24 protein-coding genes and 2 tRNA genes are annotated in these 23,657 nt (G+C 43.0%); 12 read left to right on the top strand and 14 right to left on the bottom strand.

Going from position 1 to position 23,657, the window contains the following annotated elements; translation table 11 throughout:
* The first annotated feature begins 5 nt into the window (after nucleotides 1–5).
* The 4 genes from ACO067_RS02000 to ACO067_RS01985 all read left to right on the top strand — a co-directional run bounded on the left by ACO067_RS02000 (nucleotide 6) and on the right by ACO067_RS01985 (nucleotide 3,452).
* Nucleotides 6–893, top strand: coding sequence for a DUF4340 domain-containing protein (locus tag ACO067_RS02000; RefSeq protein ID WP_421870031.1), 888 nt, complete (start codon nucleotides 6–8; stop codon nucleotides 891–893).
* A gap of 123 nt (nucleotides 894–1,016) precedes the next feature.
* On the top strand, nucleotides 1,017–1,544 hold the full coding sequence (locus ACO067_RS01995; RefSeq protein ID WP_421870028.1) for a thioredoxin family protein: 528 nt from the start codon (nucleotides 1,017–1,019) through the stop codon (nucleotides 1,542–1,544).
* A gap of 54 nt (nucleotides 1,545–1,598) precedes the next feature.
* Nucleotides 1,599–2,336 carry a head GIN domain-containing protein gene (locus ACO067_RS01990; RefSeq protein WP_421870025.1) on the top strand — a complete coding sequence of 246 codons (738 nt, stop codon included), beginning with the start codon at nucleotides 1,599–1,601 and terminating at the stop codon, nucleotides 2,334–2,336.
* Nucleotides 2,337–2,438: 102 nt separating this feature from the next.
* A complete protein-coding gene (locus ACO067_RS01985; protein ID WP_421870022.1) occupies nucleotides 2,439–3,452 on the top strand; it encodes a tetratricopeptide repeat protein in 1,014 nt (337 codons plus the stop codon).
* On the opposite strand, the gene ACO067_RS01980 is transcribed toward ACO067_RS01985, so the two are convergent.
* The gene (locus tag ACO067_RS01980) at nucleotides 3,453–4,202 is read right to left on the bottom strand and encodes a hypothetical protein (protein WP_421870019.1); all 750 of its coding nucleotides are present in this window, start codon (nucleotides 4,200–4,202) and stop codon (nucleotides 3,453–3,455) included.
* Nucleotides 4,203–4,276: 74 nt separating this feature from the next.
* On the opposite strand from ACO067_RS01980, the gene ACO067_RS01975 reads away from it, so the two are divergent.
* From ACO067_RS01975 to ACO067_RS01955, 5 genes are all read left to right on the top strand, one after another.
* Entirely contained in the window at nucleotides 4,277–4,903 is a 627-nt protein-coding gene (locus ACO067_RS01975) for an NUDIX hydrolase (protein WP_421870016.1), read from the top strand.
* Nucleotides 4,900–6,144 (top strand): DUF819 domain-containing protein, encoded by a 1,245-nt coding sequence (locus tag ACO067_RS01970; protein ID WP_421870013.1) that lies wholly within the window; start codon nucleotides 4,900–4,902, stop codon nucleotides 6,142–6,144. Before ACO067_RS01975 ends, ACO067_RS01970 begins: the two co-directional genes overlap by 4 nt.
* Before the next feature lie 3 nt (nucleotides 6,145–6,147).
* Nucleotides 6,148–6,783, top strand: a complete 636-nt coding sequence (locus ACO067_RS01965) for an alpha/beta hydrolase (protein WP_421870010.1) — start codon at nucleotides 6,148–6,150, stop codon at nucleotides 6,781–6,783.
* A 134-nt stretch (nucleotides 6,784–6,917) separates the two neighbouring features.
* Entirely contained in the window at nucleotides 6,918–7,580 is a 663-nt protein-coding gene (locus ACO067_RS01960) for an ABC transporter ATP-binding protein (protein ID WP_421870007.1), read from the top strand.
* 50 nt (nucleotides 7,581–7,630) lie between these two features.
* Nucleotides 7,631–8,872 (top strand): carbohydrate porin, encoded by a 1,242-nt coding sequence (locus ACO067_RS01955; protein WP_421870004.1) that lies wholly within the window; start codon nucleotides 7,631–7,633, stop codon nucleotides 8,870–8,872.
* Here the strand turns inward: ACO067_RS01955 and ACO067_RS01950 are convergent.
* The 11 genes from ACO067_RS01950 to ACO067_RS01900 form a co-directional block, all read right to left on the bottom strand.
* Nucleotides 8,869–10,038 carry a GNAT family N-acetyltransferase gene (locus tag ACO067_RS01950; RefSeq protein WP_421870001.1) on the bottom strand — a complete coding sequence of 390 codons (1,170 nt, stop codon included), beginning with the start codon at nucleotides 10,036–10,038 and terminating at the stop codon, nucleotides 8,869–8,871. The genes ACO067_RS01955 and ACO067_RS01950 overlap by 4 nt on opposite strands.
* An 11-nt stretch (nucleotides 10,039–10,049) precedes the next feature.
* Nucleotides 10,050–11,141 (bottom strand): fatty acid desaturase family protein, encoded by a 1,092-nt coding sequence (locus ACO067_RS01945; protein ID WP_421869998.1) that lies wholly within the window; start codon nucleotides 11,139–11,141, stop codon nucleotides 10,050–10,052.
* 142 nt (nucleotides 11,142–11,283) lie between these two features.
* Complete coding sequence (locus tag ACO067_RS01940) at nucleotides 11,284–12,276, bottom strand: helix-turn-helix domain-containing protein (protein ID WP_421869995.1); 993 nt, start codon at nucleotides 12,274–12,276, stop codon at nucleotides 11,284–11,286.
* A 48-nt stretch (nucleotides 12,277–12,324) separates the two neighbouring features.
* On the bottom strand, nucleotides 12,325–13,119 hold the full coding sequence (locus tag ACO067_RS01935) for a queuosine precursor transporter (protein ID WP_421869992.1): 795 nt from the start codon (nucleotides 13,117–13,119) through the stop codon (nucleotides 12,325–12,327).
* 3 nt (nucleotides 13,120–13,122) lie between these two features.
* Nucleotides 13,123–14,040: a ribonuclease Z gene (locus ACO067_RS01930; protein ID WP_421869990.1), complete on the bottom strand. Its 918-nt coding sequence runs from the start codon at nucleotides 14,038–14,040 to the stop codon at nucleotides 13,123–13,125.
* 9 nt (nucleotides 14,041–14,049) lie between these two features.
* Nucleotides 14,050–14,430: an STAS domain-containing protein gene (locus tag ACO067_RS01925; RefSeq protein ID WP_421869988.1), complete on the bottom strand. Its 381-nt coding sequence runs from the start codon at nucleotides 14,428–14,430 to the stop codon at nucleotides 14,050–14,052.
* Nucleotides 14,427–15,371: a phosphoribosylaminoimidazolesuccinocarboxamide synthase gene (locus ACO067_RS01920; RefSeq protein WP_421869985.1), complete on the bottom strand. Its 945-nt coding sequence runs from the start codon at nucleotides 15,369–15,371 to the stop codon at nucleotides 14,427–14,429. The genes ACO067_RS01925 and ACO067_RS01920 overlap by 4 nt, the downstream gene beginning before the upstream one ends.
* A gap of 84 nt (nucleotides 15,372–15,455) precedes the next feature.
* The gene (locus ACO067_RS01915; RefSeq protein ID WP_421869982.1) at nucleotides 15,456–16,775 is read right to left on the bottom strand and encodes a toxin-antitoxin system YwqK family antitoxin; all 1,320 of its coding nucleotides are present in this window, start codon (nucleotides 16,773–16,775) and stop codon (nucleotides 15,456–15,458) included.
* A gap of 438 nt (nucleotides 16,776–17,213) precedes the next feature.
* Nucleotides 17,214–18,392 carry an acetyl-CoA C-acyltransferase gene (locus ACO067_RS01910; protein ID WP_421869979.1) on the bottom strand — a complete coding sequence of 393 codons (1,179 nt, stop codon included), beginning with the start codon at nucleotides 18,390–18,392 and terminating at the stop codon, nucleotides 17,214–17,216.
* 156 nt (nucleotides 18,393–18,548) lie between these two features.
* Nucleotides 18,549–19,418: a hypothetical protein gene (locus ACO067_RS01905; RefSeq protein ID WP_421869977.1), complete on the bottom strand. Its 870-nt coding sequence runs from the start codon at nucleotides 19,416–19,418 to the stop codon at nucleotides 18,549–18,551.
* Nucleotides 19,415–20,383: a vWA domain-containing protein gene (locus tag ACO067_RS01900; RefSeq protein WP_421869974.1), complete on the bottom strand. Its 969-nt coding sequence runs from the start codon at nucleotides 20,381–20,383 to the stop codon at nucleotides 19,415–19,417. Before ACO067_RS01900 ends, ACO067_RS01905 begins: the two co-directional genes overlap by 4 nt.
* 218 nt (nucleotides 20,384–20,601) lie before the next feature.
* On the opposite strand from ACO067_RS01900, the gene ACO067_RS01895 reads away from it, so the two are divergent.
* A tRNA-Ser gene (locus ACO067_RS01895) sits at nucleotides 20,602–20,688 on the top strand.
* A 71-nt stretch (nucleotides 20,689–20,759) separates the two neighbouring features.
* Nucleotides 20,760–20,833 (top strand) — tRNA-Arg (locus ACO067_RS01890).
* A gap of 587 nt (nucleotides 20,834–21,420) precedes the next feature.
* On the opposite strand, the gene ACO067_RS01885 is transcribed toward ACO067_RS01890, so the two are convergent.
* On the bottom strand, nucleotides 21,421–21,627 hold the full coding sequence (locus ACO067_RS01885) for a hypothetical protein (RefSeq protein WP_421869972.1): 207 nt from the start codon (nucleotides 21,625–21,627) through the stop codon (nucleotides 21,421–21,423).
* 161 nt (nucleotides 21,628–21,788) lie between these two features.
* Nucleotides 21,789–22,247, bottom strand: coding sequence for a hypothetical protein (locus tag ACO067_RS01880; protein WP_421869969.1), 459 nt, complete (start codon nucleotides 22,245–22,247; stop codon nucleotides 21,789–21,791).
* A 270-nt stretch (nucleotides 22,248–22,517) separates the two neighbouring features.
* Here ACO067_RS01880 and ACO067_RS01875 point away from each other — a divergent pair, with 270 nt between their 5' ends.
* The gene (locus ACO067_RS01875) at nucleotides 22,518–23,597 is read left to right on the top strand and encodes a formylglycine-generating enzyme family protein (protein WP_421869966.1); all 1,080 of its coding nucleotides are present in this window, start codon (nucleotides 22,518–22,520) and stop codon (nucleotides 23,595–23,597) included.
* Nucleotides 23,598–23,657: the final 60 nt, after the last annotated feature.

Here is a 23,657-nt window from a genome sequence, read left to right as displayed (position 1 = left end):
TTGTTATGATGATGAGAGGAAATAAATTGATGTTGTTGCTAGGTATACTTGTATTGCTAGTTGGTATTTACCTGGTGGTCAAGTTTACTGATAGCAGTGGAAGAAGTGAGTCATTTCGAAGTGAGTTGGTAACCATTGACAATGATCAGGTGACCAAAGTCGAAATTTTTAGCCCATCCGACACCACATACCTCATGAAGAATGGAGATATCTGGACTGTGAATGGAAAGTTTACCGCTGATCCCAATTCAGTTTCCAGTCTGCTCAACACACTGAAAGGGATCAAGCCTAGCAGATTGGCTTCCAGATCGGAGGATACCTGGAAGGATTTTCAGGTGGATGAATCAGGTACCAGGGTCGCAGCTTATGAAAATGGCAATAAGACACTGGATATCATCTTGGGCCGCTTCAATGTAGAAGGTCAGCGGTCATTTTACTCTTATGTTCGTCTGGAAGAGGAATCAGATGTGTACGTAGCGAAAGACTTCATGAAAATGTCCATTAGTACAGGTAGTGAAGCGTATCGCAATGACGACTTGCTGAAAGTGAACAAAGATTCTGTAAGCTCGATTCGATTCAATTATCCTGATTCTGCATTCGTTTTGAGCAGACAAGAGTCCGGCTGGATGTTGGATGATCAGCCGGCAGATAGTGCAGCAGTCGCGAAGTATCTACAGGGAGTTCGCATCCTTACTAGCAGAAATTTCGCAGATAATCCAGATGCTCCAGCTCAATACGATGTGGTGTTTCAAAACAAATCAGGCGCTGATAAGCAAATCACCGCACATGTAGGAGGTGGTGTGAGTTCTTCCACCAATTCGGCAGAGTACTGGATGGATCCAGCCTTGCATGAAAAAGTATTTAAGGGTAAACCTTACTTTTTGGGTAATTGAGTTTCTCTTTACTATAACTAAAGCCACAAGAGCCTGATAATTAATGTCAGGCTCTTTTCATTTGGCTGTATGGAGTGAACCTTTGTTCACGGGTTTGAGTTTAATTCAATAGATTTGAGAATTATGAGAGCAGCAATAAGACTATTTATTTTCATTTTTTTGGTAGGTGTGGCATTTACATCCCAGGCGCAGGAAATTGAGTGGCTATCGTTTGAAGAGGCAGTGGCCAAGTCTAAAAAAGAACCTCGAAAACTTTTGATAGACATCTACACGGACTGGTGTGGCTGGTGCAAAAAGATGGACAAGGAGGCTTATGCCAATGATGTTATTGCTGAATATATCAATAAGAATTACTATCCAGTAAAATTCAATGCCGAACAAAAGGCAGATATTGAATTTGATGGACATACATTCAAATTTGTGAACCAGGGAAGAAGGGGTGTACATGAGCTGGCGGCTGCATTGACTAACAACAAGCTTAGTTATCCAACCACCGTTTTTATGGATGAAGACTTCCGTATCATTCAGCCCATCCCTGGGTATATGGATGCCAAAGCACTCGAACCCATCATTACTTACATTGGTGATGACAAGTACAAGCAAAAGGTGGCCTGGCAGGAATATCAGAAAAACTTCAAATCTTCTCTTTGATTTTGCAACCCCTCAGATTGGGCTGAGTCTTTGAACTAAAAATATAATAAGACTATGAAGAAGATATTCCTTTTTTCAATGGCTGCTCTTATCAGCTTATCTGTGTTTTCCCAGTCTGGAGCCACACGTTCACTGTCCTCATTTACTAAAGTTTCAACTCAGGAAGGTATTGAAGCCATTCTTACGAAAGGAAACAAAGAGTCTGCACGAATCGAGGCTGATGGAATCGATATAGAAGATGTGATCACAGATGTTTCTGGAGGCACATTGAACCTGGAATTGGAAGGTGATAATCATCGCAATGTAGAGGTGACTGTTTACGTGACTTATGTGACTCTTGATGGTTTGAAAGCTTCTTCTGCAGGCTCTATTGAAGTAAAAGATAAAGTGGTGACTTCTGGGGATTTTGATATCCGATGCAGCAGTGCCGGAGACATAGAGGCTTCTATTGAAGCTGATGAGATGGATATCGATGTTTCCAGCGCAGGGGATGTAGATCTGACAATTGCCGTAAATGAGCTAGATATGGAAGTGTCCAGTGCTGGTGATATTGAGGTGAAAGGCACGGCTAAGTATGTGGATGCCAATGCAAGTAGCTCAGGAGACATAGACGCCTACGATCTTTCATGCGATGAGGCCGACCTGAGAGCAAGCAGTGGTGCATCAATAAAGCTCACGGTGAAAGAAAAACTAGATGCCCGCGCGAGTAGTGGTGGTAGCATCCGCTATGAAGGAAATCCACGATATGTAGACGCTGATTCGTCAAGCGGAGGGTCTGTGAGAAGATCCTAATTTTATATGATCTATCTTATTGTTTGAAAGCTTCGTAATCCTGCGAAGCTTTTTTTATTCATTCTTCTTCACAGTTATGGCTGGGTGAAGTTTCTTTGCAGCATGAAGAAGATCTGGATAGTAGGCTTGGTTTTGTTGGCAGGGTGTGCCAGTGATGAGGTGAGGAGAGATCGGTTTTTCTTGCAGGGTAATGAAGCGCTTAACAACAAAGAATACAAAACGGCTATTGAATTTTTCACTCAGGCATTGAGTATTGATAAGGATTTCGCCAGAGCCTATAATAACCGTGGAGTCGCTCGTATTGAGAGTGGGCATCCATATGAGGCTGTTCAGGATTATAACCTGGCCCTTGCATTGGAGCCGGACTATGTAGGAGCACTATTTAATCGCGCCTATGCTTATGAGGAAGTCGGCAGAATAGAAGATGCTCTGGATGACGTGGCTCTGGTTAAAACCTATCATCCCGACTCAGCCTATGTCTACTTCTATGAGGGATTACTTCAATCTAAAATGCGTCAATACGATCAGTCATTGGCAAGTTTTGACAAGGCACGTAAGCTTGATCCCGCCAATGAAGAGATTGATATCAATGTGGCCACGTTGTATTACTTTAAAGGGGAACTGGATACCGCCAAATCCTATTTAAGAGAAATTCTGAAGGTGAATCCGCAGCAACTAAATGCCCTGAATACTTTGAGTCAGATTTATCTGAAGGAGGAGGACTATCAGAACGCATTGGTGACCATCAATAGAGCCTTATCCTTACAACCTGCAGAACCTTACTTTCTTAACAACAGAGGTCAGATTTACCTGGAGATGGGTGAACTAGAAAAAGGCCTGGAAGATATCAATAAGAGTATATTACAGGATCCTGATAATCTTTGGGCTTATCGGAACAAAGGAATCTATTACTTACTAAAAGGCAATCCTGATGATGCGATTAGGTTGCTAGAGCGTGCAGTTACTAAGCAAGACCTTGTAGATGAGGTGCATTCTTATTTGGGACAAGCCTATCAAATGAAAAACGATATGACCTCAGCTTGTGAGCAGTGGCAGATCGGAATCGAAAAGCAGGAGCTTCGATCCAAACATCTGGCACAAGCATTTTGTCAATAACTATTCCTCTTCCTCTTTGATAAAAATGAGTTGGTAGAAACTGGCAATGTGACAGAAAAAAACCACTGGCACTACAAATAAGGGTAGCAGCACATATGGAAAGTAAAACACCGCAATATTAGGTTGCGCATCCATCAGTGGATTGTGAAAATAAGGTGTAGCCTGAATAGCTCTCGAAACGATATTGACGAGCAAACCCAATGTCAATACATTCCAAATAATGGCTGCTAGTTTGCTTTTACTTTTCATTCCTACCAGAAATAGACCAGCAAAAGGAGCGGAGATTCCAGAAAGAATATCATAGTTAACACCTTGAAAAGTCATGGATTCGGCTACAGCTCCATGGATAAACAGCCACCACAGAACAATCTCCACTGGCACTCTCACGATGTGCAGATAGGTGAGTGTGGTTATCGGCATTTGAGCAATAATGGCCCTGGTCCGTGGGAAAGCAAACAAACCAATAATGATGAGCATTAAAATCCCTAAAAAGATGAAGAGCTTAGGTGGCCGAAAATCAAAATCAAGGAAAAAGCCTTGTAACGATAATATAGTAATGATGAAGAGCCAAATCGCTACGAATGTAGTGGTGATTACAGGTGCATTATTCTTCTCACCACTCAGCGTATTGGTAGCATAGTAAAGAAAGCCAACACACGTGAGCACACATGCAATGAAGGTGAGACTAACATAGGATGGTATGTGGCTGATTGGTTCCAAGTCTTTCCAGCAATATATGAATTCTTTCAAAAAAAGTAAATTCCTTTTTTTAAATGGACATTCTGTAATGTGAGTCTATGATAAATCCATATTTTTGACAATAGATGAAGGACCTGATTGGTAGACTACAGCAACGACTTCAAGACCCACTGCCTGGCACTCCAGCTCATGAAAAAATGCTTCCCAGAATCCCAGGTGGTAATCGTGTCCGTTTCCGCAATGAAGATGAGCCCCGACGTGGTGCGGTTTTGATCCTGTTATATGAGCATCAGGGGAGTGTCTATTTTCCGCTCATCCAGCGACCTCAATATGAAGGTGTGCACAGCGGACAGATAGCTCTACCTGGCGGAAGGTATGAGGAAGAAGATAAAGACCTGGTAGAGACTGCTTTGCGAGAAGCAAAGGAAGAAGTAGGAGTGGACCCTTCGCAAGTACAAGTGATAGGGCAGTTGAGCGAGTTTATGGTGAGCGCCAGCAATCATTTGGTACTACCAGTGATCAGTTTTACTGAGAGTAGGCCAGCGTTTGTTCCAGATCCATACGAAGTGGATGAGGTGATCGAGGCATCTCTCGATGAGCTGCTAGACATCAACCGGATCAAAGAAAAAGAAATCGTGACTACCCATGGCTACCGCCTTCATTCACCCTACTTTGACCTGAATGGCAGAGTGGTGTGGGGAGCTACTGCTATGATGTTGAGCGAATTTGTGACATTAATCAAAGAATTATGACTGAAGCACTAATCACCAATGATGCGGTTATTTTCGGCATCATTATGTTGATTTTGGGATTTGTATTTTACACCTCATCCAGCGATCACCCCACCTGGAAAAAGTTCTATGGTGTGGTGCCTGCGTTATTGATGTGTTATTTCCTACCATCGCTTTTAGGCACTTTCGGAATCATTGACCCTTCTAAATCCAGGCTGTATTTTGTAGCAAGTAGGTACCTGTTGCCAGCATCTCTAGTGTTGCTCACGATCAGTGTAGACCTTAAAGAAATCATCAAACTGGGTCCGAAGGCCCTGATTATGTTTTTTACCGCCACAGTGGGTATTGTTCTTGGTGGACCAATTGCCATTTTGATTTTTTCTTTTGTAGCACCTGATCTGGTCAGCGCTCCACCGCCCAACGAAGTATGGCGAGGCATGACCACTATTGCTGGATCATGGATAGGAGGAGGAGCCAATCAGGCGGCTATGAAGGAGGTGTTTGAGGTCAATGGCGAACTTTTCTCAAAGATGGTGGCTGTAGATATCATTGTGGGTAATACCTGGTTAGGTTTGTTGCTGGCAGGTATTGGCTATTCCAAAATCATCGATAAAAAGCTCAAAGCAGATGCCTCAGCTATAGAGACGTTGAAAAACAAAATGGATGCCTATCAGACGAGCATAGCTAAAATGCCGACTTTGACAGACCTGATGTTGATTCTTATGGTTGGGTTTATTTGCACTGGTATGGCGCATTTTCTTAGCGATTTTATTGCGCCATTTATAGCGGAGAATTATCCGTTTTTAGATAAGTATAGTCTGACGTCTGGTTTCTTTTGGATAGTCGTTTTTGCCACCACCTTTGGAGTGATCCTGTCCTTCACCAAAGCCAAAGATCTGGAAGGAGCTGGCGCATCAAAGATTGGCAGTGTGTTTATCTACATTTTGGTAGCCACTATTGGGATGCACATGGATGTGATGGCTGTTTTCGATGATCCGGGACTGTTCCTTGTGGGGCTAACCTGGATGCTCATTCATGTCGCCTTACTTCTTTTGGTGGCCAAGTTGATCAAAGCTCCGTATTTCTTTGTGGCAGTGGGCAGTACCGCTAATGTAGGAGGTGCTGCGTCAGCGCCAGTTGTAGCTGCCGCTTTTCATCCGGCATTAGCACCGGTAGGTGTTTTGCTGGCCGTACTCGGATACGTATTAGGAACCTATGGTGCGTGGCTTTGTGGTATCCTTATGGGATTGGTAACCCCTTAAGCTATGGAAGAACAACACATTACCTTTCAACACTCAGCTCCTTATTACAAGCTGAATACGCTGACGGCTAAAACCAAAAGAATATGGCTGGTATTTCATGGTTACGGCCAACTAGCTAAGTTTTTTATACGCAAGTTTGAAAAACTGGATCGAGATGAGAATTACGTGATCTTACCTCAAGGGTTGCATAAGTACTATTTGGAAGGGTTCTATGGCCGAGTAGGAGCTAGCTGGATGACAAAAGAGGATCGGCTGAATGATATCGAGAATCAGTATAGTTATCTGGATGCAGTTTTGGCGAATGAGCCCTTTGATGCAGAGAAGGTAGAATTCATTTATTTTGGGTTTTCACAAGGCGTAGCTACCATGTGCCGTTATGCGGCTCATGCGAAAAGACGCTTCGATCAGATGATTATCTGGGCAGGTACCATTCCACCAGAGCTGGAAGCAAATGATTTTACCTTTCTGGCTGGACAGGAACAATTCAAGTACTTTACCGGGAAACAAGATCCGTTTTATAAAGAAGGCATGGAAGACGAACAAAAAGCTAAATTGAATGCTCTGACTGGAAAGGAGCCTGAGGTTATTTGGTTTGATGGAAAACACGAAGTTATTCCTGATTTAGTATCAACCATTTAATGTTCGTTTTCGTACAAGTATTGTCTTGTTTTGGTGCAATGATAAAATCAGTCTATTTTTAACTACAACAGAATCAAGGCGTTACAATTTTGGTATCTCATTTGATACGCTAACAACACATCAAATTCAACTATATGATCCATCTCAAGGACGTTGATAAGTTTATTGAATCAAAATATCAGCGTGTTTTTATTCTGAAAAGCATCGATCTCAAAATAGAGCAGGGAGAGTTTGTGAGTATTATGGGTCCCAGTGGCTCCGGTAAGTCTACTTTGATGAATATCATCGGTATGCTGGACAAACCATCACAGGGTGAATACTACTTCATGGACGAGCCAGTTCACCTCTTTAGCGAGCGCAAAACTTCCAAGATCCACAAAGAACACATCGGTTTTATCTTTCAAGCATACCACCTGATCGACGAACTCAATGTGTATGAAAACATCGAGACGCCTTTGCTCTATCGAGGTGTGAAACGAAAGGAGCGAGCCAGTATGGTGGCAGAAATGCTCGATCGGTTCAACATGGTAGCCAAGAGAGATTTATTCCCTGAGCAGCTATCCGGTGGTCAGCAACAGCTAGTTGGAGTCGCCAGAGCTATTGTAGGTAAGCCCAAGTTGCTATTGGCCGATGAGCCAACAGGTAACCTGCATTCATCACAAGGGGAAGAAGTAATGGACCTCTTGAAGCAATTAAACAAGGATGGAATGACCATTATTCAAGTAACTCACAACGAGAAGTTTGCGGAGTATGGTACCCGAATCATTGAATTGGAAGACGGAGGAGTCAAAAAGTAATGTTAAAAGCTTTTTCTAACAAGAGGTAATCTTTCCTAGTTTATTGTTGGATGCCTAACTTGAAGAAAAAGCTTTTCTGCTTTCTTACATCCATCTTGTGTTTTCACGTGTGCAGTGCTCAGCAGGAGCAACAACCCTTTCTTGAGTATGAATTGGTCTACTCGTCGCTGCCCTGGTACAATGCCAGAGGAGGCCTTGAGCAGGGGTTTGTATACATGGACAATGCTGATGTGACCGCAAAGCTCAATTTCGATGTACTGTTTGATTGGGAGCAGGATTTTTCGGTTTTCTTGTATGGTCTGGGAAATCACGGTGAAAGAGCCACAGATCTGATGGGAGACTTCCAGGTGGCTAGCAATATTCAAGCACCCAAAGCCTGGCGATTGTTTGAAGCCTGGATACAGCAAAATTTTCTCGATGATAGGGTATCTGTTTTAGCTGGACTTTACGATCTCAATTCCGAGTTTGATGTACTACGACCGGGAACCATCTTTATCAATAGCTCTTTTGGAATAGGAGCAGAATACGCACAAACAGGGCTCAACGGGCCTTCCATTTTTCCGGTTTCTTCGCTGGGAGCACGGGTGGCCACTACCTTTGGGAATCAGCTGAAATTAAAGCTAGCCGTTTTGGACGGAGTGCCCGGTAATCCAATGAATGTCAGGTCTAACCGCATACAGCTTTCAGAAGAAGAAGGTGCTTTGATCGCATTTGAGGGCTCTTTTTTTCCTAAATCTTCTGAGGAGCTCACCATGCAGCGTGGATATGTCACCAGGAGGAAGAAAGTTGGGAGAGAGCACTCGATTCCTACCAACGATAAGTTTAATATTGGTGGATGGTACTACACATCACAGTTTCAATCCATACAAGATAGCACGATGAGTCGAGGGAATTGGGGTGTATATATCGGCAGTCAGAAGTACTGGTTTTACTCCAAATACGATGATCGTTACATTGCATTCTTTGCAAGATATGGCGTGGCCAATGATCTTTACAATCAAGTTGGTTCAGCTTTATCAGGTGGACTGGTTTTTGCGGCTTCCACTAGCGATGCTACTGATTATTTAGGACTCGCTTTCTCTACAATTTTTAATGGGACTCATTTCACCGAGCAAACTAATCTAGACGCTCCCGAAACGGCCATTGAGTTAACCTATTCATTTCCAATTCGAAGATGGCTGACCATACAGCCAGATGTCCAATATGTGCTCAATCCAGGAACAAACCCAGAAATCAGCAATCCACTTTCAGTGGGATTGCTGATCCAGGTTTCATTAGGAGGAGGAATCTAATTAATGATTGGTGCCCTTTCGAAGGCCATCGATGAGTCAAATAGAAATCTATAGGTAACTGCTGTCTGTACCCGTTTGAAACCCAGTTTTCGATAAAGGTTGACCACTCTGGGGTTAAAATCTCCAGCCCAACCGATTTTCAAGGTCTCATACTTACCTTCTGGGACGAGTTTCTCATGAATATGATAAAAGAGAAGTGCTTCCAGTCCCTTGTTCTGGAATTCCGGAACAAAGCCAATAACAGAGCCATATGCCACCTTGCACATTTTCATGGTAAGTCCCACTTTTAGTTGAAGTTTCTCTTTGAGACCAAATTTTCCATTTCTGAAATTGCGAAGTAGGCGATTGAGTTCGGGAATCATAATGATGAACCCTACTGGTTGATTGTGGTGATACAGAAACCAAATCAGATCTTTGTCGATTACAGGTTTCATCGTTTTGAACAGGGAAATGGCCCTCTTGCTAGACATTTCCTTGAAATTGTCATGAGTCTGCCAGCCACGGTTATAGACTGTTCTGAAATCCTCTGCATAGCGCCTTATGTTGGATAAATCCACATTTTCGCAGTGAAACTCTTCACGTTGTGCCAGTCGTTTTCCAAACTCATAGTAGCGTGGAGCCAGCCCTTTCTTAAAGTCGAAGGTATAATAATACTGCTCAAAATAGGTCTTGAATCCATATGCTTCAAAAAACTCCTTATAGTATGTCGGATTGTAATTGTTGCGATAGAGTGGTGGCTCATAGCCTTCCACGACTAGTCCCCACCAGGCGTTGTTCTCACCAAAATTGATAGGGCCATCCATTGCCTGGATGTGGTATTGTTCAAGCCATGATTTACAGGTATCAAAGAGTTTGAATGCTACTTCCTGACTATTGATACACTCAAAAAATCCCATACCTCCGGTTGGTTGTTTAAAAGACGATGAGGTTCTAAAGTTGACGAAAGCAGCCACCCTACCTACACAGGTCAACCCACACATGGCAATCCACCGGGTGATGATCCCATGAGTATGGAAGCTGTTTTTAGTTGGGTCAAATACGTACTCGATATCCTTATCCAAAGGTCGAATCCAGTTCTTATCTGTAGCGTAAATCGCATTAGGTAAGTTCAGAAATTGTGAGACGTGCTCTTTTTGTGTGACTTCTATAAGTTCTATGGTGGTCATAATGGTAGGGGTTAAAATTCTGGCAATACCAACTCCAATTCTGCTTTACTTCGCTCTTCCAGTAGTTGATAGTGAGCATATATAGCATCCATCAGTGTGTCATTCTCTTTGTAGGGAATTCCATATTCAGAACAGGTAAATTTCAAAATAGTGGTGAGATCTGGATAGTGAATATGGCATACATGTGGGAAAAGGTGATGAATGACATGGTGATTGAAGGCACCATATAAATGTGTGACCAGTGGATTTTTAGTTGCAAAATCAGTGGTGGTAATGATCTGGTGCATTAGAAAGGAGTGAGGGAGAACGTTAGAGTCATCAGGTTCTGGGAATTCAGCATCATGGCCTACATGTGCTGACGCCAAAGCAATAGCTACGGTATAACTCGCGGCAAATTGCATGACTATAAATCCCAGAATAACCTGATAAAACTCCAGAGCAAGCCACTGGTATGGGGCTCCAATCATCATAGTGAAGTAAACGAGCTTGCCCATGATCAATCTGATCAGCTCCACCGTTTGGTGGGCTGATATTTGTCTGTTGTTGGTCGGTGTATCGTAAAAGTCCTTGAAGTCGCGAAAAAGTAGCCAGTGCAACGAATAGAATCCGTAAAGCACTGGCATGTAAACATGTTGCAAGCGATGTAGGTATCTCAATGGAGAGGATGGAAAAATTCTTACAAGAGCTGACTGTTTGATGTCTGCGTCATAGTTGGGTACATTGGTGTAAGCATGATGTGAATGCACGTGTCGGAGCTTCCACATGTAGCCGTTGGCTCCCAATGCGTCAAACACAAAGAGTAACAGATCATTGAGTTTTTTACTTCTGAAGAAGGCATGGTGTGCTGCGTCGTGGGCTACATTCAGCGCCACAAATATCTTGAGCATGCCCAGTACCACACAGAGTGCAATGTATTGTCCAAAAGTATTGGTGTGAAGCATGGCGTAATAGCACAGCACATATGAACTGACGAGTATCAATGCTTTGGCATATGCGCGATCCTCCGCATAGATGGATAGTCCATTGTCTTTAAAATAGTTTTGGACTCTACCTCGTAGTACTACAAAAAATTCATGATTCTTAATCTGGTTATATCGTATCATGGTAGTAAGCATTATTCCATGACTCAAACCAAGACAACTTTACGACTTGATCATAATTGACTTTTCATACAAGATGATCAGGAAGTTGCAATTATTGCAACTCCTGGTTAGATAGGAAAGATCTCAAGCAATTATCGCAAGGTCAGCCTGCACGTCTTTCGAATTCATCGACTTTGGCATGCATTGCATTGAAGAACTTAATGCGTTCCTTTTCTGATGAGCTACTGATCGGAATGGATTTCTGTAAGATGGTTTTGATATACCTTTCAATGTTTTCACAAAACACCGGATCCGTGGTACTTAGCAGATTCAGCATGTTGTAGGTTTTCATCACCATTCGTCGATCATCCATTGAAAAGAAAACGGTGTTGTCACCAATTTCAATTTCGTTGTAGTACAGATCAAACTTTCCGCTAAGGATACGTTGACTTGGGTCGGGGTGCTTTTTGACACCTTCCTCTGCTTCTACTTTTAATATATTCAGCAATTGACGGATTTCATCTACCAGTATTTTGAATTGCTGATGGTTCAAAACTCCTGTGTCGTGACAGTATTCTATTTGCCGCAGGGTAATGTTGAACGTTTCATCGCTCCAAATTTCAAGAGAGGGGACTTCCTGGTAAGCAGCCCAAATGGCAGAACAGACCTCCATCATTTCTTTACTGATTACCTGAGGGTCGTAAGGTTTGGACGAAAGTGAGGGTTCTTTAAGTATGGTTTGCATCCAAAAATAGGATTTGAATCGACTCAGCTCAGGAAATCGAAAGTAGTGAAACGGTGGGATGTCCTTAGCAATGTAGGTCATGTGGTAGGATTTCTTCTGACCGATCATTCTTACGGATTGCAATACAGATTTCAGAAAGTCAATGTACCCATAGTTTACATTGAGCATCTTTTTTTGGAATAGCACTGTATCTTTTGAAAGGTTAAAGAAGGTATCCAGTGAGGCCCCAAAATGCTGACTGATTTTTCGGATTTCGTTGAACGTGAGAAGGGTGTCCCCGCGCATTCTCCTATAAGCACTATCCTTGCTGATGTCCAGTAGGCTACCTAGTTCATCTGCGAATCTGGTATCGGGGTTCTTGGACTTTACCCATTCCAGAAAGGTGATCTGTATGTCTCTATCACTATTCATGATTGCTTACAGACCAAATTACGATTTTTTCAGCTAGGAATTCATACCTTAGAAAAAACCCTCACTCCCTGCCGCTGCTTCCTCTTGCAGTTGTTCCGAGAGTTCTTTACCCAGATACTTATCGATGAGGTTATGTGCCAGATAGATGAGCGGTGTGAGAGCAATCGCCACCACAAACTTGTAGATGTAATTGATAGTACCTACAGATATGAGTTGAGGTAAGCTCCACCTGCTAGACTCAGGAGCCAGGATGTAAAATGCAATCCCTAAAACGACAAAGCTGTCTATGAACTGAGAAATGAGAGTAGATCCTGTAGCTCTAAGCCAGATCATTTTAGAGCCGGTGAGCTTTCGAAGCTTTTGGAAGACAAACACATCTAATAGTTGACCGATAAGGAAGGCAACAAGAGAACCAATGATGATACCCAGACCCTGACGGAAAATGACTTTAAAGGCGTAGTTGATATTGAACGGGTTTCCCTCAGAATCTGTAGAATTAACCTCCATCCAAAAATCTGCAGGAGGGAGCAATGTAATTAAATATATGACGAGAAATGCATAAGAAATGCAGGCTACCGCCAGATAACTGATTTTCCGAACACCTTTCTTGCCAAAGTACTCATTGATTACGTCTGTGGTGATGAAGACCACTGGCCAGATGATCACCCCTGCTGTCAGGTTAAAATCAAGTACCCACTCACCAAAAAGTGGAATGTTGGCAGGTGGTATTCCCAATGTAGCTTCTGCACTGAAGATCTTGATGCCGATCATCTCAGCAAGGATGGCGTTGGTCAGGAAAATACTAGCCAGTACGATGAAGAGGGTTTGTTTTTTGTCTTTCATCAGTTAGTGGTTGATCACAAATTTTTTACCTTCTTCGGCTAGATATGCCTCTGGGAATACGGACCTGGCTTCATTCAGTAGTGGATTCAGATCTTTGTATCGGGTAGAGAAATGCCCTAGAAGAAGTCTACCAACGTTGGCATCTTTGGCCAACTGTGCCGCTTGTCTTGCTGTGGTATGGAAAGTACTAGCTGCTCGGTCTTCCATGTCGTCCATAAAGGTGGATTCATGATATACCAGATCTACATCTTTCAGTGTGTTGGCAAGCTCAGGGATCAGTTTGGTATCTGAGCAGTAGGCATATGAGTAGGGCTCTTTCGGTTTAAACGTTACCTCTTGATTTATGTAAAGTATTTCTCCGGTTTCCGAATAAAGGTCCTCACCGTTTCTCAGTTTAGAGGCTTGTACTGGCGTTAGCTTTTGGGTGATTTTGGATTTGTTGATGCCTCGTTTTTTCGGTTTTTCTCTGAACAAAAATCCAGAACATGGAATCCGATGATTCAGAGGAATGGTGGTGATCGTCAGTTTGGTGTCCTCATAGATCACCTGCGCTATTTCAGGTACCCATTCGTGAAATTTGATGTCGTAGCTAAGCCTGGTTTGAGAGTACTTAAGCTGTAAGGTGATGATCTCTGAAAGCCCCGGAGGCCCATAAATATGTAGGTCACTTTGGCGACCATAAAGGTGTAGTGTGGAGATCAAGCCCATCAAGCCATAGTAATGGTCACCATGAAGGTGTGAGATCAGGATCTCATTGATCCTGGATAGTTTAATCTTGTACTTTTTGATGAGTAATTGAGTGCCTTCCCCACAATCGATCAGGAAATACTTATCCTGTACTCTTAGCAACTGAGAGGTGTGATGGCGATTGTGGGCAAAGGCTGCTGAATTGGATCCAAGTATTTGTAGTTCTATTGCCAAAATAGCTCTTTACTCTTCTCCACCTTCTTCTCTTAATCCTTTTTCGATTTGATTGAAGGCCACAGCATCTGCAGCTTCTTCTACCGTTGGTAGGATGTCCAACACTTTGTCCAGCATGCTGATTTTGATGAGTTTCATCACGTGTTCATTCACATTACAAAGGATAAAAGATCCATTGTCTTTGAACAATCGGTTACCCACCAAAATGGCACTTAGACCGGAAGAGTCAGAGTATTTGACCACTTCCATGTTGAGGATTACGTTCTCCACACCCTCAGCTTGCAACGTCACAAACTCTGATTTCACCTCTGGGGCTACTGTGGAGTCTAGTTTTTCCTCATCGATCTGAAGGATGGTGTATTCGTCCTGTCTGTCTATTGAAAATTTCATAATTTTTCTATCGTCTTTAATACGTTCTTCTTTATTCTTCCCAGGATGTTTTCAGCGGTGTCTTTGATGAACATCATCCCGGTAATGCGTTCAAATAATTCAATGTATCGTTCGGACACTGAGTCCACAAATTCTTCCGTCATTTCAGGAATCTGCTGGCCCTCTTTACCTTGAAACCCATTGGCAATCAACCACTGTCTCACAAACTCCTTGGATAGCTGCTTCTGCTGCTCTCCTTTGGCTTGCCTATCTTCATAGCCTTCGGCATAAAAGTACCGGGAAGAATCAGGCGTATGCACCTCATCAATCAAGGTGATGGTGCCATTAAATTTTCCAAATTCGTACTTGGTATCCACCAATATCAGTCCCTGCTCAGCGGCAAGTTTCGTTCCACGCTCAAACAGCTTGTGTGTATACTCTTCCAGTTTCACATAGTCTGCTTCTGAGACCAGCCCCTGACGGATGATTTCTTCTCGTGAGATGTCTTCATCGTGTCCTTCATGCGCCTTGGTAGTAGGCGTAACGATCGGGTTAGGTAGCTTATCGTGTTCCTTGAGGCCTTCCGGCAATGGAACTCCACAAAGCGTTCGTTTACCATCTCGATACTCTCTCCATGCATGACCTGTCAGGTACCCTCTTATGACCATTTCCACGGGAAAAGGTTCACATTTTTTACCAATAGTCACATTGGGATCAGGAACCGACAGCACCCAGTTCGGTACTATGTCTTTGGTTTTCTCCAGCATGATCGCTGCTATCTGATTGAGCACTTGTCCTTTGAAAGGAATCGGTTCAGGAAGCACCACGTCAAATGCTGAAATCCGGTCAGTAGCGACCATTAATAGCGTGTCTCCAAAAGAGTATACATCCCGCACTTTTCCAACATACTTGTTGGTTTGCTTGGGTAGGTTGAAGTCAGTGTATTTGATGCCTTTTGACATGGTGGGCAAAGATAGTGATCTAGTTTGAAAATATTGGATCACTAAATTACATCAAATCATCATAGGCAAAGCATTCTAGTCAAATCAATTGGGCTGCATGTTTTCTGATTTGATCAATTCACCGGATTGGTAGGTGTCTTTTTGAATAAGGTTTCCCTTTTTGTCGTATGTGAGCCATTCTCCATGTCGTTTGTTACGAACATACTCTCCTTCATATTCTTTCTCACCATTTTTAAAGAATCGGACGAAAGGTCCTTGAAGTCTATCCAACTTGTAAGTGGCTTTGGTTTCGATTTGTCCATTGTTAAAATAGGTGATTGCGTCACCTTCCTTACTTCCAAAAGCATATCTTATTTCAGAGATCAGGTCACCTTTCTCATATTGTTTGCTAATCCCATGAAGCTTACCATTCTGATAAGTCAGGTCACTGATTAATCGCCCCCTGTCATCATAGGTGATCCATTGACCATGAGGAAGCTCGTTCATTAACTCCTTTTTAGCAATGATTTCCTGCTTTTCGTTGTATTCGGTGATTTTGGCATTCATACCCTTGTTACTGAAGACTCCTTCATACTTCAGTTTGCCATTAGGGTGGTACTCCACATTTTTACCAACACGATAGCCATCTGTGTAATCCAGTTTTTTGTGAATGCTGCCATCGTCATAGTAGGCGATGTATTCTCCCTGTAACGCTCCATCTTCATATTTACCCAGTGACATCAGTTGTCCGTTCTCATGGTAATACTTCACTGATCCGGCTCTTCTGCCACGATCGTTAAACACTTCCATTTCAAGTTGACCTGAAGGGTAGTAGGTTTTATAGTATCCATTGAGCAGCCCATTGGTGTATTCGGCTTCCAGTTCTTTGTTGCCGTTTTGATAGTAATGAATAGTTTTCCCGTTGGGTTTTCCATCATCATAGGCCGTTTTCTCTTTCACTTCACCTGTTGCGTAATACTCAGTAACCAGTCCATTCGGTTTGCCCTGATCGAAGGTGGTTACCCCTTTGAGGTTGCCTTCAGCGTCAAAAACTTTGAGTTCACCAGTCAGGGTGTCGTTTAAGAAGGTAGCTTCCTGAATGACATTGCCTTCGATATCGTAAACGATCGCAGTGCCTTGTCTGAGGTTGTCAATGTACGGTGTGCGGCGTAGCACCTCACCTGTTTCACTCAGGTGTATGAAGTCACCTTGCTTCTGTCCTTTTACAAAGTTTCCTTTTAGTACCACATTTCCGTTCAGGCTATACATTTTATATTCGCCATCGATCATGGAAGAGTCGCTATTTAGAATCGTGTAGACTTCTTTGATCTTGGATGGGTTTGCTTCATGATAGGTCTTCACCACCGTTTGGGCTGAAAGCCAAAAGGATGCACCCACTAGAAAGCTGAGTAAGAGAAATCGCATAACACTACTTTATTATAACACTTAGGTAAAGGTACTACATCTGAAAGAACGGATTAGGCGGTTATTTATGATATGGATTTAAAGGAATGAATCGAACAGTTCTTTTGATCAGTATGGGGATTTTACTTACAGTTGGGTACGCAATGCTGAAAAAGGGCGTATATGCTTCTGGGTTCTATGTCTTTTTAGGGAGTTTTGTCCTTGTTAGTTTAAGAAGAAAGTATCTGAAACTTAAGCCCTGGTGGCCTTCACTATTGAGTGACATTCCGAAGTATTTCAAAAGGCCATAAAAAGAGGCAGTCTCAAAAAGTTGGTAGATCAGAATTGGCCACATGAGGTCGTCGAAATGAGACGTTCCCACCGGAAAAGGCTTCGAGTACCTCAGCCTGACACTTCTAAATAACACTTGAGACTGCCTTGTCTAATGCATTGGATTGATTAAACCTTCTCAATCACAATGGCCGAAGCACCGCCACCACCGTTGCAGATGCCAGCCACGCCAATAGTACCACTGTTTTGAGTCAGTACGGAGTTGAGCGTGGTGATGATTCTGGCTCCAGATGCACCTAGGGGATGTCCCATGGCTACAGCACCACCGTTTACGTTGACTTTGCTAGCGTCCAATCCAAGCTTCTCAATGTTGGCCAGAGCTACCACAGAGAATGCTTCATTGATTTCGTAGTAATCTACATCAGATTTCTCTACGCCTGCATGCTTCATGGCTCTTGGAATGGCTTCTGAAGGAGCAGTGGTAAACCAGATAGGCTCCTGTGCTGCATCCGCAAAGCCTCTTATCTTAGCAATAGGAGTAAGGCCTAGCTCTTTCATTTTCTTTTTACTTACCAGAACTAAAGCAGAAGCTCCATCATTGATCGTAGAAGCGTTGGCAGCAGTGACTGATCCATCTTTATTGAAAACCGGTCGAAGGCCAGGGATTTTATCAAAATTTACATTTTTATATTCTTCATCCGTGTCCATGACAACCGGGTCACCTTTGCGCTGTGGAATCTCTATAGGAATGATCTCGTCCTTGAATTTACCACCTTCTGTAGATGCAGCAGTACGCTTGTATGAGTTGATCGCGTATTCATCCTGAGCTTCACGTGAGATGTTCATTTCTTTGGCTGTGTTGTCCGCGCAGCTTCCCATCGGGAACTGGTTATAGACTTCCCACAAACCATCGTGCATGAGGCCATCCAGCATTTGTCCATGACCGTACTTGTATCCAAAACGTGCTTTAGGTACATAGTAGGGGATGTTGGACATGCTTTCCATTCCGCCAGCTACTACCACATCGTTGATACCGAGCATGATGGACTGAGCTCCGAACATGACAGTTTTCATTCCAGAGGAACAAACTTTATTGACTGTGGTGCAGGGCACATTGTGGCCAATTCCCGCTGCAATAGCAGCTTGTCGGGCTGGTGCTTGTCCAAGTCCCGCCGAAACCACGTTTCCCATTAGTACTTCGTTGACCTGAGCGGCCTCTACACCGGACTTTTCTAATGCTCCTTTGATGGCTTTACTCCCAAGCTCTACTGCCGTAAATCCTGAAAGACTTCCTCCAAAGCTGCCGATAGGGGTGCGGACCGCTGATACGATGTATACTTCTTCCATTTCTTAATTTTTGGGTTTGCTAATGTTGTAAGTTTTTGAGTTCTAAGTTATAAGTTTTGAGTTCTGAGTTTTTAGTTCCAAAGTTATGGGAATTCGCTACAGTATCACGCTAACCTAATACTTAGAACCTAAAACTTAGAACCTAAAACTTAACGATCACCAGTCGGGTTTTCCGCTATCCGGAGCTTTGGTTGGCTTACGGCGCTGCTGCTGGATGTACTGGATTTCATTGTTTTTCATCGCCTCCAGGATCATCTGAGCTTTTTCCTCACTGATGTTCATTTGCTCCAGTTTCTCTTTGGTGCTCATCTCCTGGTTTTTCTGATCCTGTTCGGACTGTTCCTGACCTTCCTGGTTTTGCTGTTCTTCCTGCTCACCATCTTTCTGTTCGCCATCCTGTTTTTCCTGATCCTTCTGATCTTGGTTTTGTTGTTCCTGATCCTGTTGGTCCTGGTTTTGTTGATCTTGATTCTCCTGGTCTTGTTTTTCCTGATCGTTTTGTTGCTGATCTTGTTGGTCCTGATTTTTCTCCTGATCTTCGTTTTTCTTGTCCTGATCGTCCTGGTTTTGTTTTTGTTGATCTTTCTGATTCTGCTTTTGTTGTTCCAGTTTCTTCTTGACTACTTCATAGTTGAAGCGAGCTTCTTCATTGTATGGGTTGGCTTTCAACGAAGACTTCAAGTACTGCAATGCTTCATTTAGAGTCTCTGGTTTGTCATTCATGACTCCCAGCTGTTGGTAAGCAACTGACTTAATAGTGTTGTTATTAGAAGTAGCTGCAGCCTGGTATTTGAGCATGGCATTGGAGCTGTCTCCCAGTGCGTAGTAACTATGAGCCAGATTCAGAGCAATAGCAGGATCATCAGCACTCAAGGAATCATAGAGCATACTATAATTATTGGCAGCCACATCATATTGCCCATTTTCATAGGCAATCTCTGCCTTGTTTTTGAGTCGGTTATATCTTGAGATCTCTGATGGATCCGTAGAATTGATAATTAGCAATAAGATCAATAGCTTGTTCATAGCTTGATAACTTTTACAGTTATGAGTGCATCAACCAGCATCAGTACCAATGCGGCAATCAAGAAATAAAAATATTTGTTGGCCTTTGCATCCAGTTGCTTCGCGTCTCGCAGTTCACCTTCTATATCGTTGATTGAGTTAATTAAACGTTCCACATCGTTCTGTCGTTCGTTTATCTCAAAATATTTTCCACCGGTATCAGAGGCTAGTTTTCTAAGAGATTTTGTATTGATTTTACTAACCACTTCTTCACCTTGATTGTTGCGTTTATAGCCACGTCCTGTCATGATTTTGCTACCACGTTCAGTACCGATACCTAAAGTAAACAATTTGATTCCTGATGATTCTACTTCCTCAGCTATTTGATCAGTCTCTTCACCAAAGTCTTCACCATCACTGATCAAAATGATGATTTTGGATTTTTGTTGGGTAACTGAGGTGGCTTCATTGGTTAGTTTATTCAGAGCCATTTCTAATGGAGGTCCAAAATCTGTGCCACTGCTAGGTACAAGGTTGGTGTTCATTGCCTGTATGAACAGGTTGAGCGCATTGTTATCATAGGTAAGCGGACACTGCATGAATGCCTCATTAGAGAACATGATCAAACCGATTCGGTCGGAACTAAAGGCTTCTACGATATTTTTCAGCTCGAACTTTACTTTTTCAAGCCTGGAAGGCTGAATGTCAAAGGCATTCATGGATTCACTCAGGTCCACACAGATAAATAGGTCTTTACCGACTGATTTGATTTCACGCGTAGTGTCACCAAAAGAAGGTCCCAATAAGGCTGCCAGGATCATTAGGAAGTAAAGTGTGCGTACAGTGAATTTGATCAACCATTTACTAATTGGTACATCTAGTTTGGCCTTAATGCGTGTGAGTCTCACTACATACAGGATGTAGAGAACCGCAAAAATGGCAATGATAGTGATCTCGAATGTGTCTAAAGAATATGCCCAAGTCATAAGCGGCCCAAAAATACATATACCGTTTATACTACCCAATGTGGGACCGGACCTTTTAACGAAATTTAAGGATAAGTGGTATGTGGATAATTTTAATTGTTGGGGATTATAATTTTTAATTGGGATTACTATATTTGCAGTCCTTTTCAGAGGAGCTCATGCTGTAGCAGGCGTGAGGGGCTTCAAATGAGAAGCCTAAATGATTCAGGAAAGCCTACGGAGAGGTGGGTGAGTGGCTGAAACCACATGTTTGCTAAACATGCGTGCGGGAAACCGTACCGGGGGTTCGAATCCCCCTCTCTCCGCTTAGTTTTTGAGTCTTTAGTTCGCGAAAAGGAAAATGTCTAGAGGAGTGTAAAAGCTCTGATAGCTAGGAGGTTCCATAGCTCAACTGGATAGAGCAACTGCCTTCTAAGCAGTAGGTTCCAGGTTCGAGTCCTGGTGGAATCACGAAGATAAGCTCTGACTGTAAAAGTTAGAGCTTTTTTTGTGCTCTGTAGTGTTTCTCTGACTAGTGAAATCCACTAAAAATACAGATTAATCAGTGAACCATAGTTAATATTTCCATAGCGCTCCCAATAGCCACCGGGAGGATAGAGCAACTATCGCAACAGCGAACGACTTCTAAGCAGTAGTCCGCGAATGGTAGGTTCCGGCCGGGCCGTCGTTACGGTTCGAGTCCTGCCTGCGTGGCCCGGGTGGAATCACGAAGATAAGCTCTGACTGTAAAAGTTAGGGCTTTTTTTGTGCTCTGAGGTGTTTCTCTGACTAGTGAAATCCACTAAAAATACATATTAATCCGTGAATCGTAGTTAATGCTTCCATAGCTCTCCCGATAGCCATCGGGAGGATGGAGCAACTGTCGCAACAGCGAACGACTTCTAAGCAGTAGTCCGCGAATGGGAGGTTCCAGCCGGGCCGTCATTACGGTTCGAGTCCTGCCTGCGTGGCCCGGATCAAATTAAAGCACTTACGATGTGAAAATTGTAAGTGCTTTTTTATTTGCACGTCTAAGTTCATATTGCTTTTCTCTTTGTTCAATTGATCGGTAGCTTGATGTTGACGGCATGGGTATTTGATTCGTTGACACTCAGTAGTTGGAGTTGGCTGCTGCACATCATGCAGTGAATGGTGGATTCATTCAGGTCAGCAATAAACTGCTTACCTGTTTCGATCTCAATGCCGCAGCTATCACAGCAGACATTTATTGGGGCAATTTCCAGGAGTACGTTTGAGGTTTTCATGATCGGGGTTGTTTAGTGGCTAGTACAAGATCATGAATAGGAAGCAATAAAAATATGACTGAAATCAATCTACTTAATTGATATTCGTCATTTATGGCATTGCGCCAAATAAAAAAGCCCCGCTAAAAGCGAGGCTCAATAGTTAATTTTGTTTGTATGGGTTAGCTGGCTTTTACGAAAACCAGTTTAAAGTCTCCAAGTCCGTCCACACGTCCTTCAGCCAGTTTGGTTGAAAATGACACTGTCAGCGTATCCATAGCGCCGTTTAGGGAAACCGTAACATTTCCATCTAGCTCAATGTCACTTGAGGTAATGTTGACCGATGGGCTTTCTAACTCTCCGTCCTCATTTACTGAGTAAGAAACTTTGTCCAAATAGCTTGTCAGATCTCCTGAAAGTGTAAAACCAGTTGAAGTGATCGTTACGCTGATTCCTGAGCCATCAATGCCAGTGTTGGCCAGCTGTGACGTGGAAGCGTCTAAGTTCCAGGTTCCCTGCAATGCCTCCAGAGTAAGCTCTTGTGGAGTTTGTGGATCATCACCGTCATCAGGGTTACAAGACCAAAGTGCTCCGATAGATAGTACTAAAGCGAATAAGGTTAGATTTTTTAGAAGTTTCATTGCTGTAATTAATTTAGTAGTTGTTCAGTTTTATACCTGATTACTTATCTAACTACTAAGGCGCAACTGGAAAACCAGTATGAAGATATAGAATAAGTTAATCCTGGCATTGCAAAGTAATATGAATCTTTTGAAACAGGAAGGGATTCTATGTGAAAATTCGCACTTAATTGCTGGTAAGCTTACCTATTATGGAGGTTTGGAATAATGAGACCATATTTTGGGACTATAGCAAACATACCGCAAACGTTTATTGGCTAAGTTTGAGCTATGATGAAATCGAGTATCGTTGTAGGTGCAGGCCTACTTTTATTAAGTGGTTGGTTAACTTCTTGTAGCTCCTCAAATAATCCGTCAAATTCTATAGAAGACGTAGAGGATCAGGATGCCTCAAGCGTAATGAATAGCAAAAGCCCTGATGGTATGGTGTTAATTCCCGGAGGAGAATTCACCATGGGAGGTAAGTCGGATCAGGCGTATGAAGATGAGTTTCCCAGGCATGGAGTGAAGTTATCACCATTCTACATGGATATTACTGAAGTTACAAATAAGCAATTCAAGGAGTTCGTGGAAGCAACTGGTTATGTGACCATAGCTGAGCAAGATATTGATTGGGAGGAAATCAAGAAGCAAGTACCTCCAGGCACTCCTAAACCGGCTGATAGTCTGTTAAAAGCCGGATCGTTGGTTTTTGCAGGTACTGACGGTCCTGTAGATCTTAACAACTATGCTCAGTGGTGGGCATGGACTATCGGAGCAGATTGGAAGCATCCTGAAGGACCAGAAAGTTCTATTGAAGAAAAAATGAACCATCCCGTAGTGCATGTAGCTTGGGAAGATGCACAGGCCTATGCCAAGTGGGCGGGTAAGCGCTTGCCCACAGAGGCAGAGTGGGAGTGGGCTGCAATGGGAGGAAGAGATGATGTCAAATACCCATGGGGCAATACCAGCATTGAAGAGGCGTCGGATAAGGCTAACTTCTGGCAGGGGAAATTCCCGTATCAAAACTATGCATTGGATGGATATGAGGGATCTGCTCCTGTCAAATCCTTTCCAGCGAATGGCTATGGCTTATACGATATGGCTGGAAATGTGTGGGAGTGGTGCGAAGACAAGTATGATTTGGCAGCTTATGAGCAATATGCCAATCAGGAACAGGTGAAAAACCCTCAGGGCTCACAGAATTATTATGATCCCAGAGAACCCTACACCCCCAAACATGTGATAAGAGGCGGTTCATTTCTCTGTAATGACAGCTACTGTAGCGGATACCGCGTGGCCAGAAGAATGAGCTCATCCAAAGACTCCGGTTTCAATCATACGGGCTTCAGATGTGTAAAGGACCTTTAAATCAACTTTTTTTGTGTTGATATAATTACGGTTATTTTTGTCTGTCATTAATCCTGACTG

Source organism: Marinoscillum sp. (genome assembly GCF_965229915.1).
In the GTDB taxonomy this organism is placed as follows: Bacteria; Bacteroidota; Bacteroidia; order Cytophagales; family Cyclobacteriaceae; genus Marinoscillum.
This window is presented reverse-complemented; position numbering and strand designations above follow the sequence as displayed.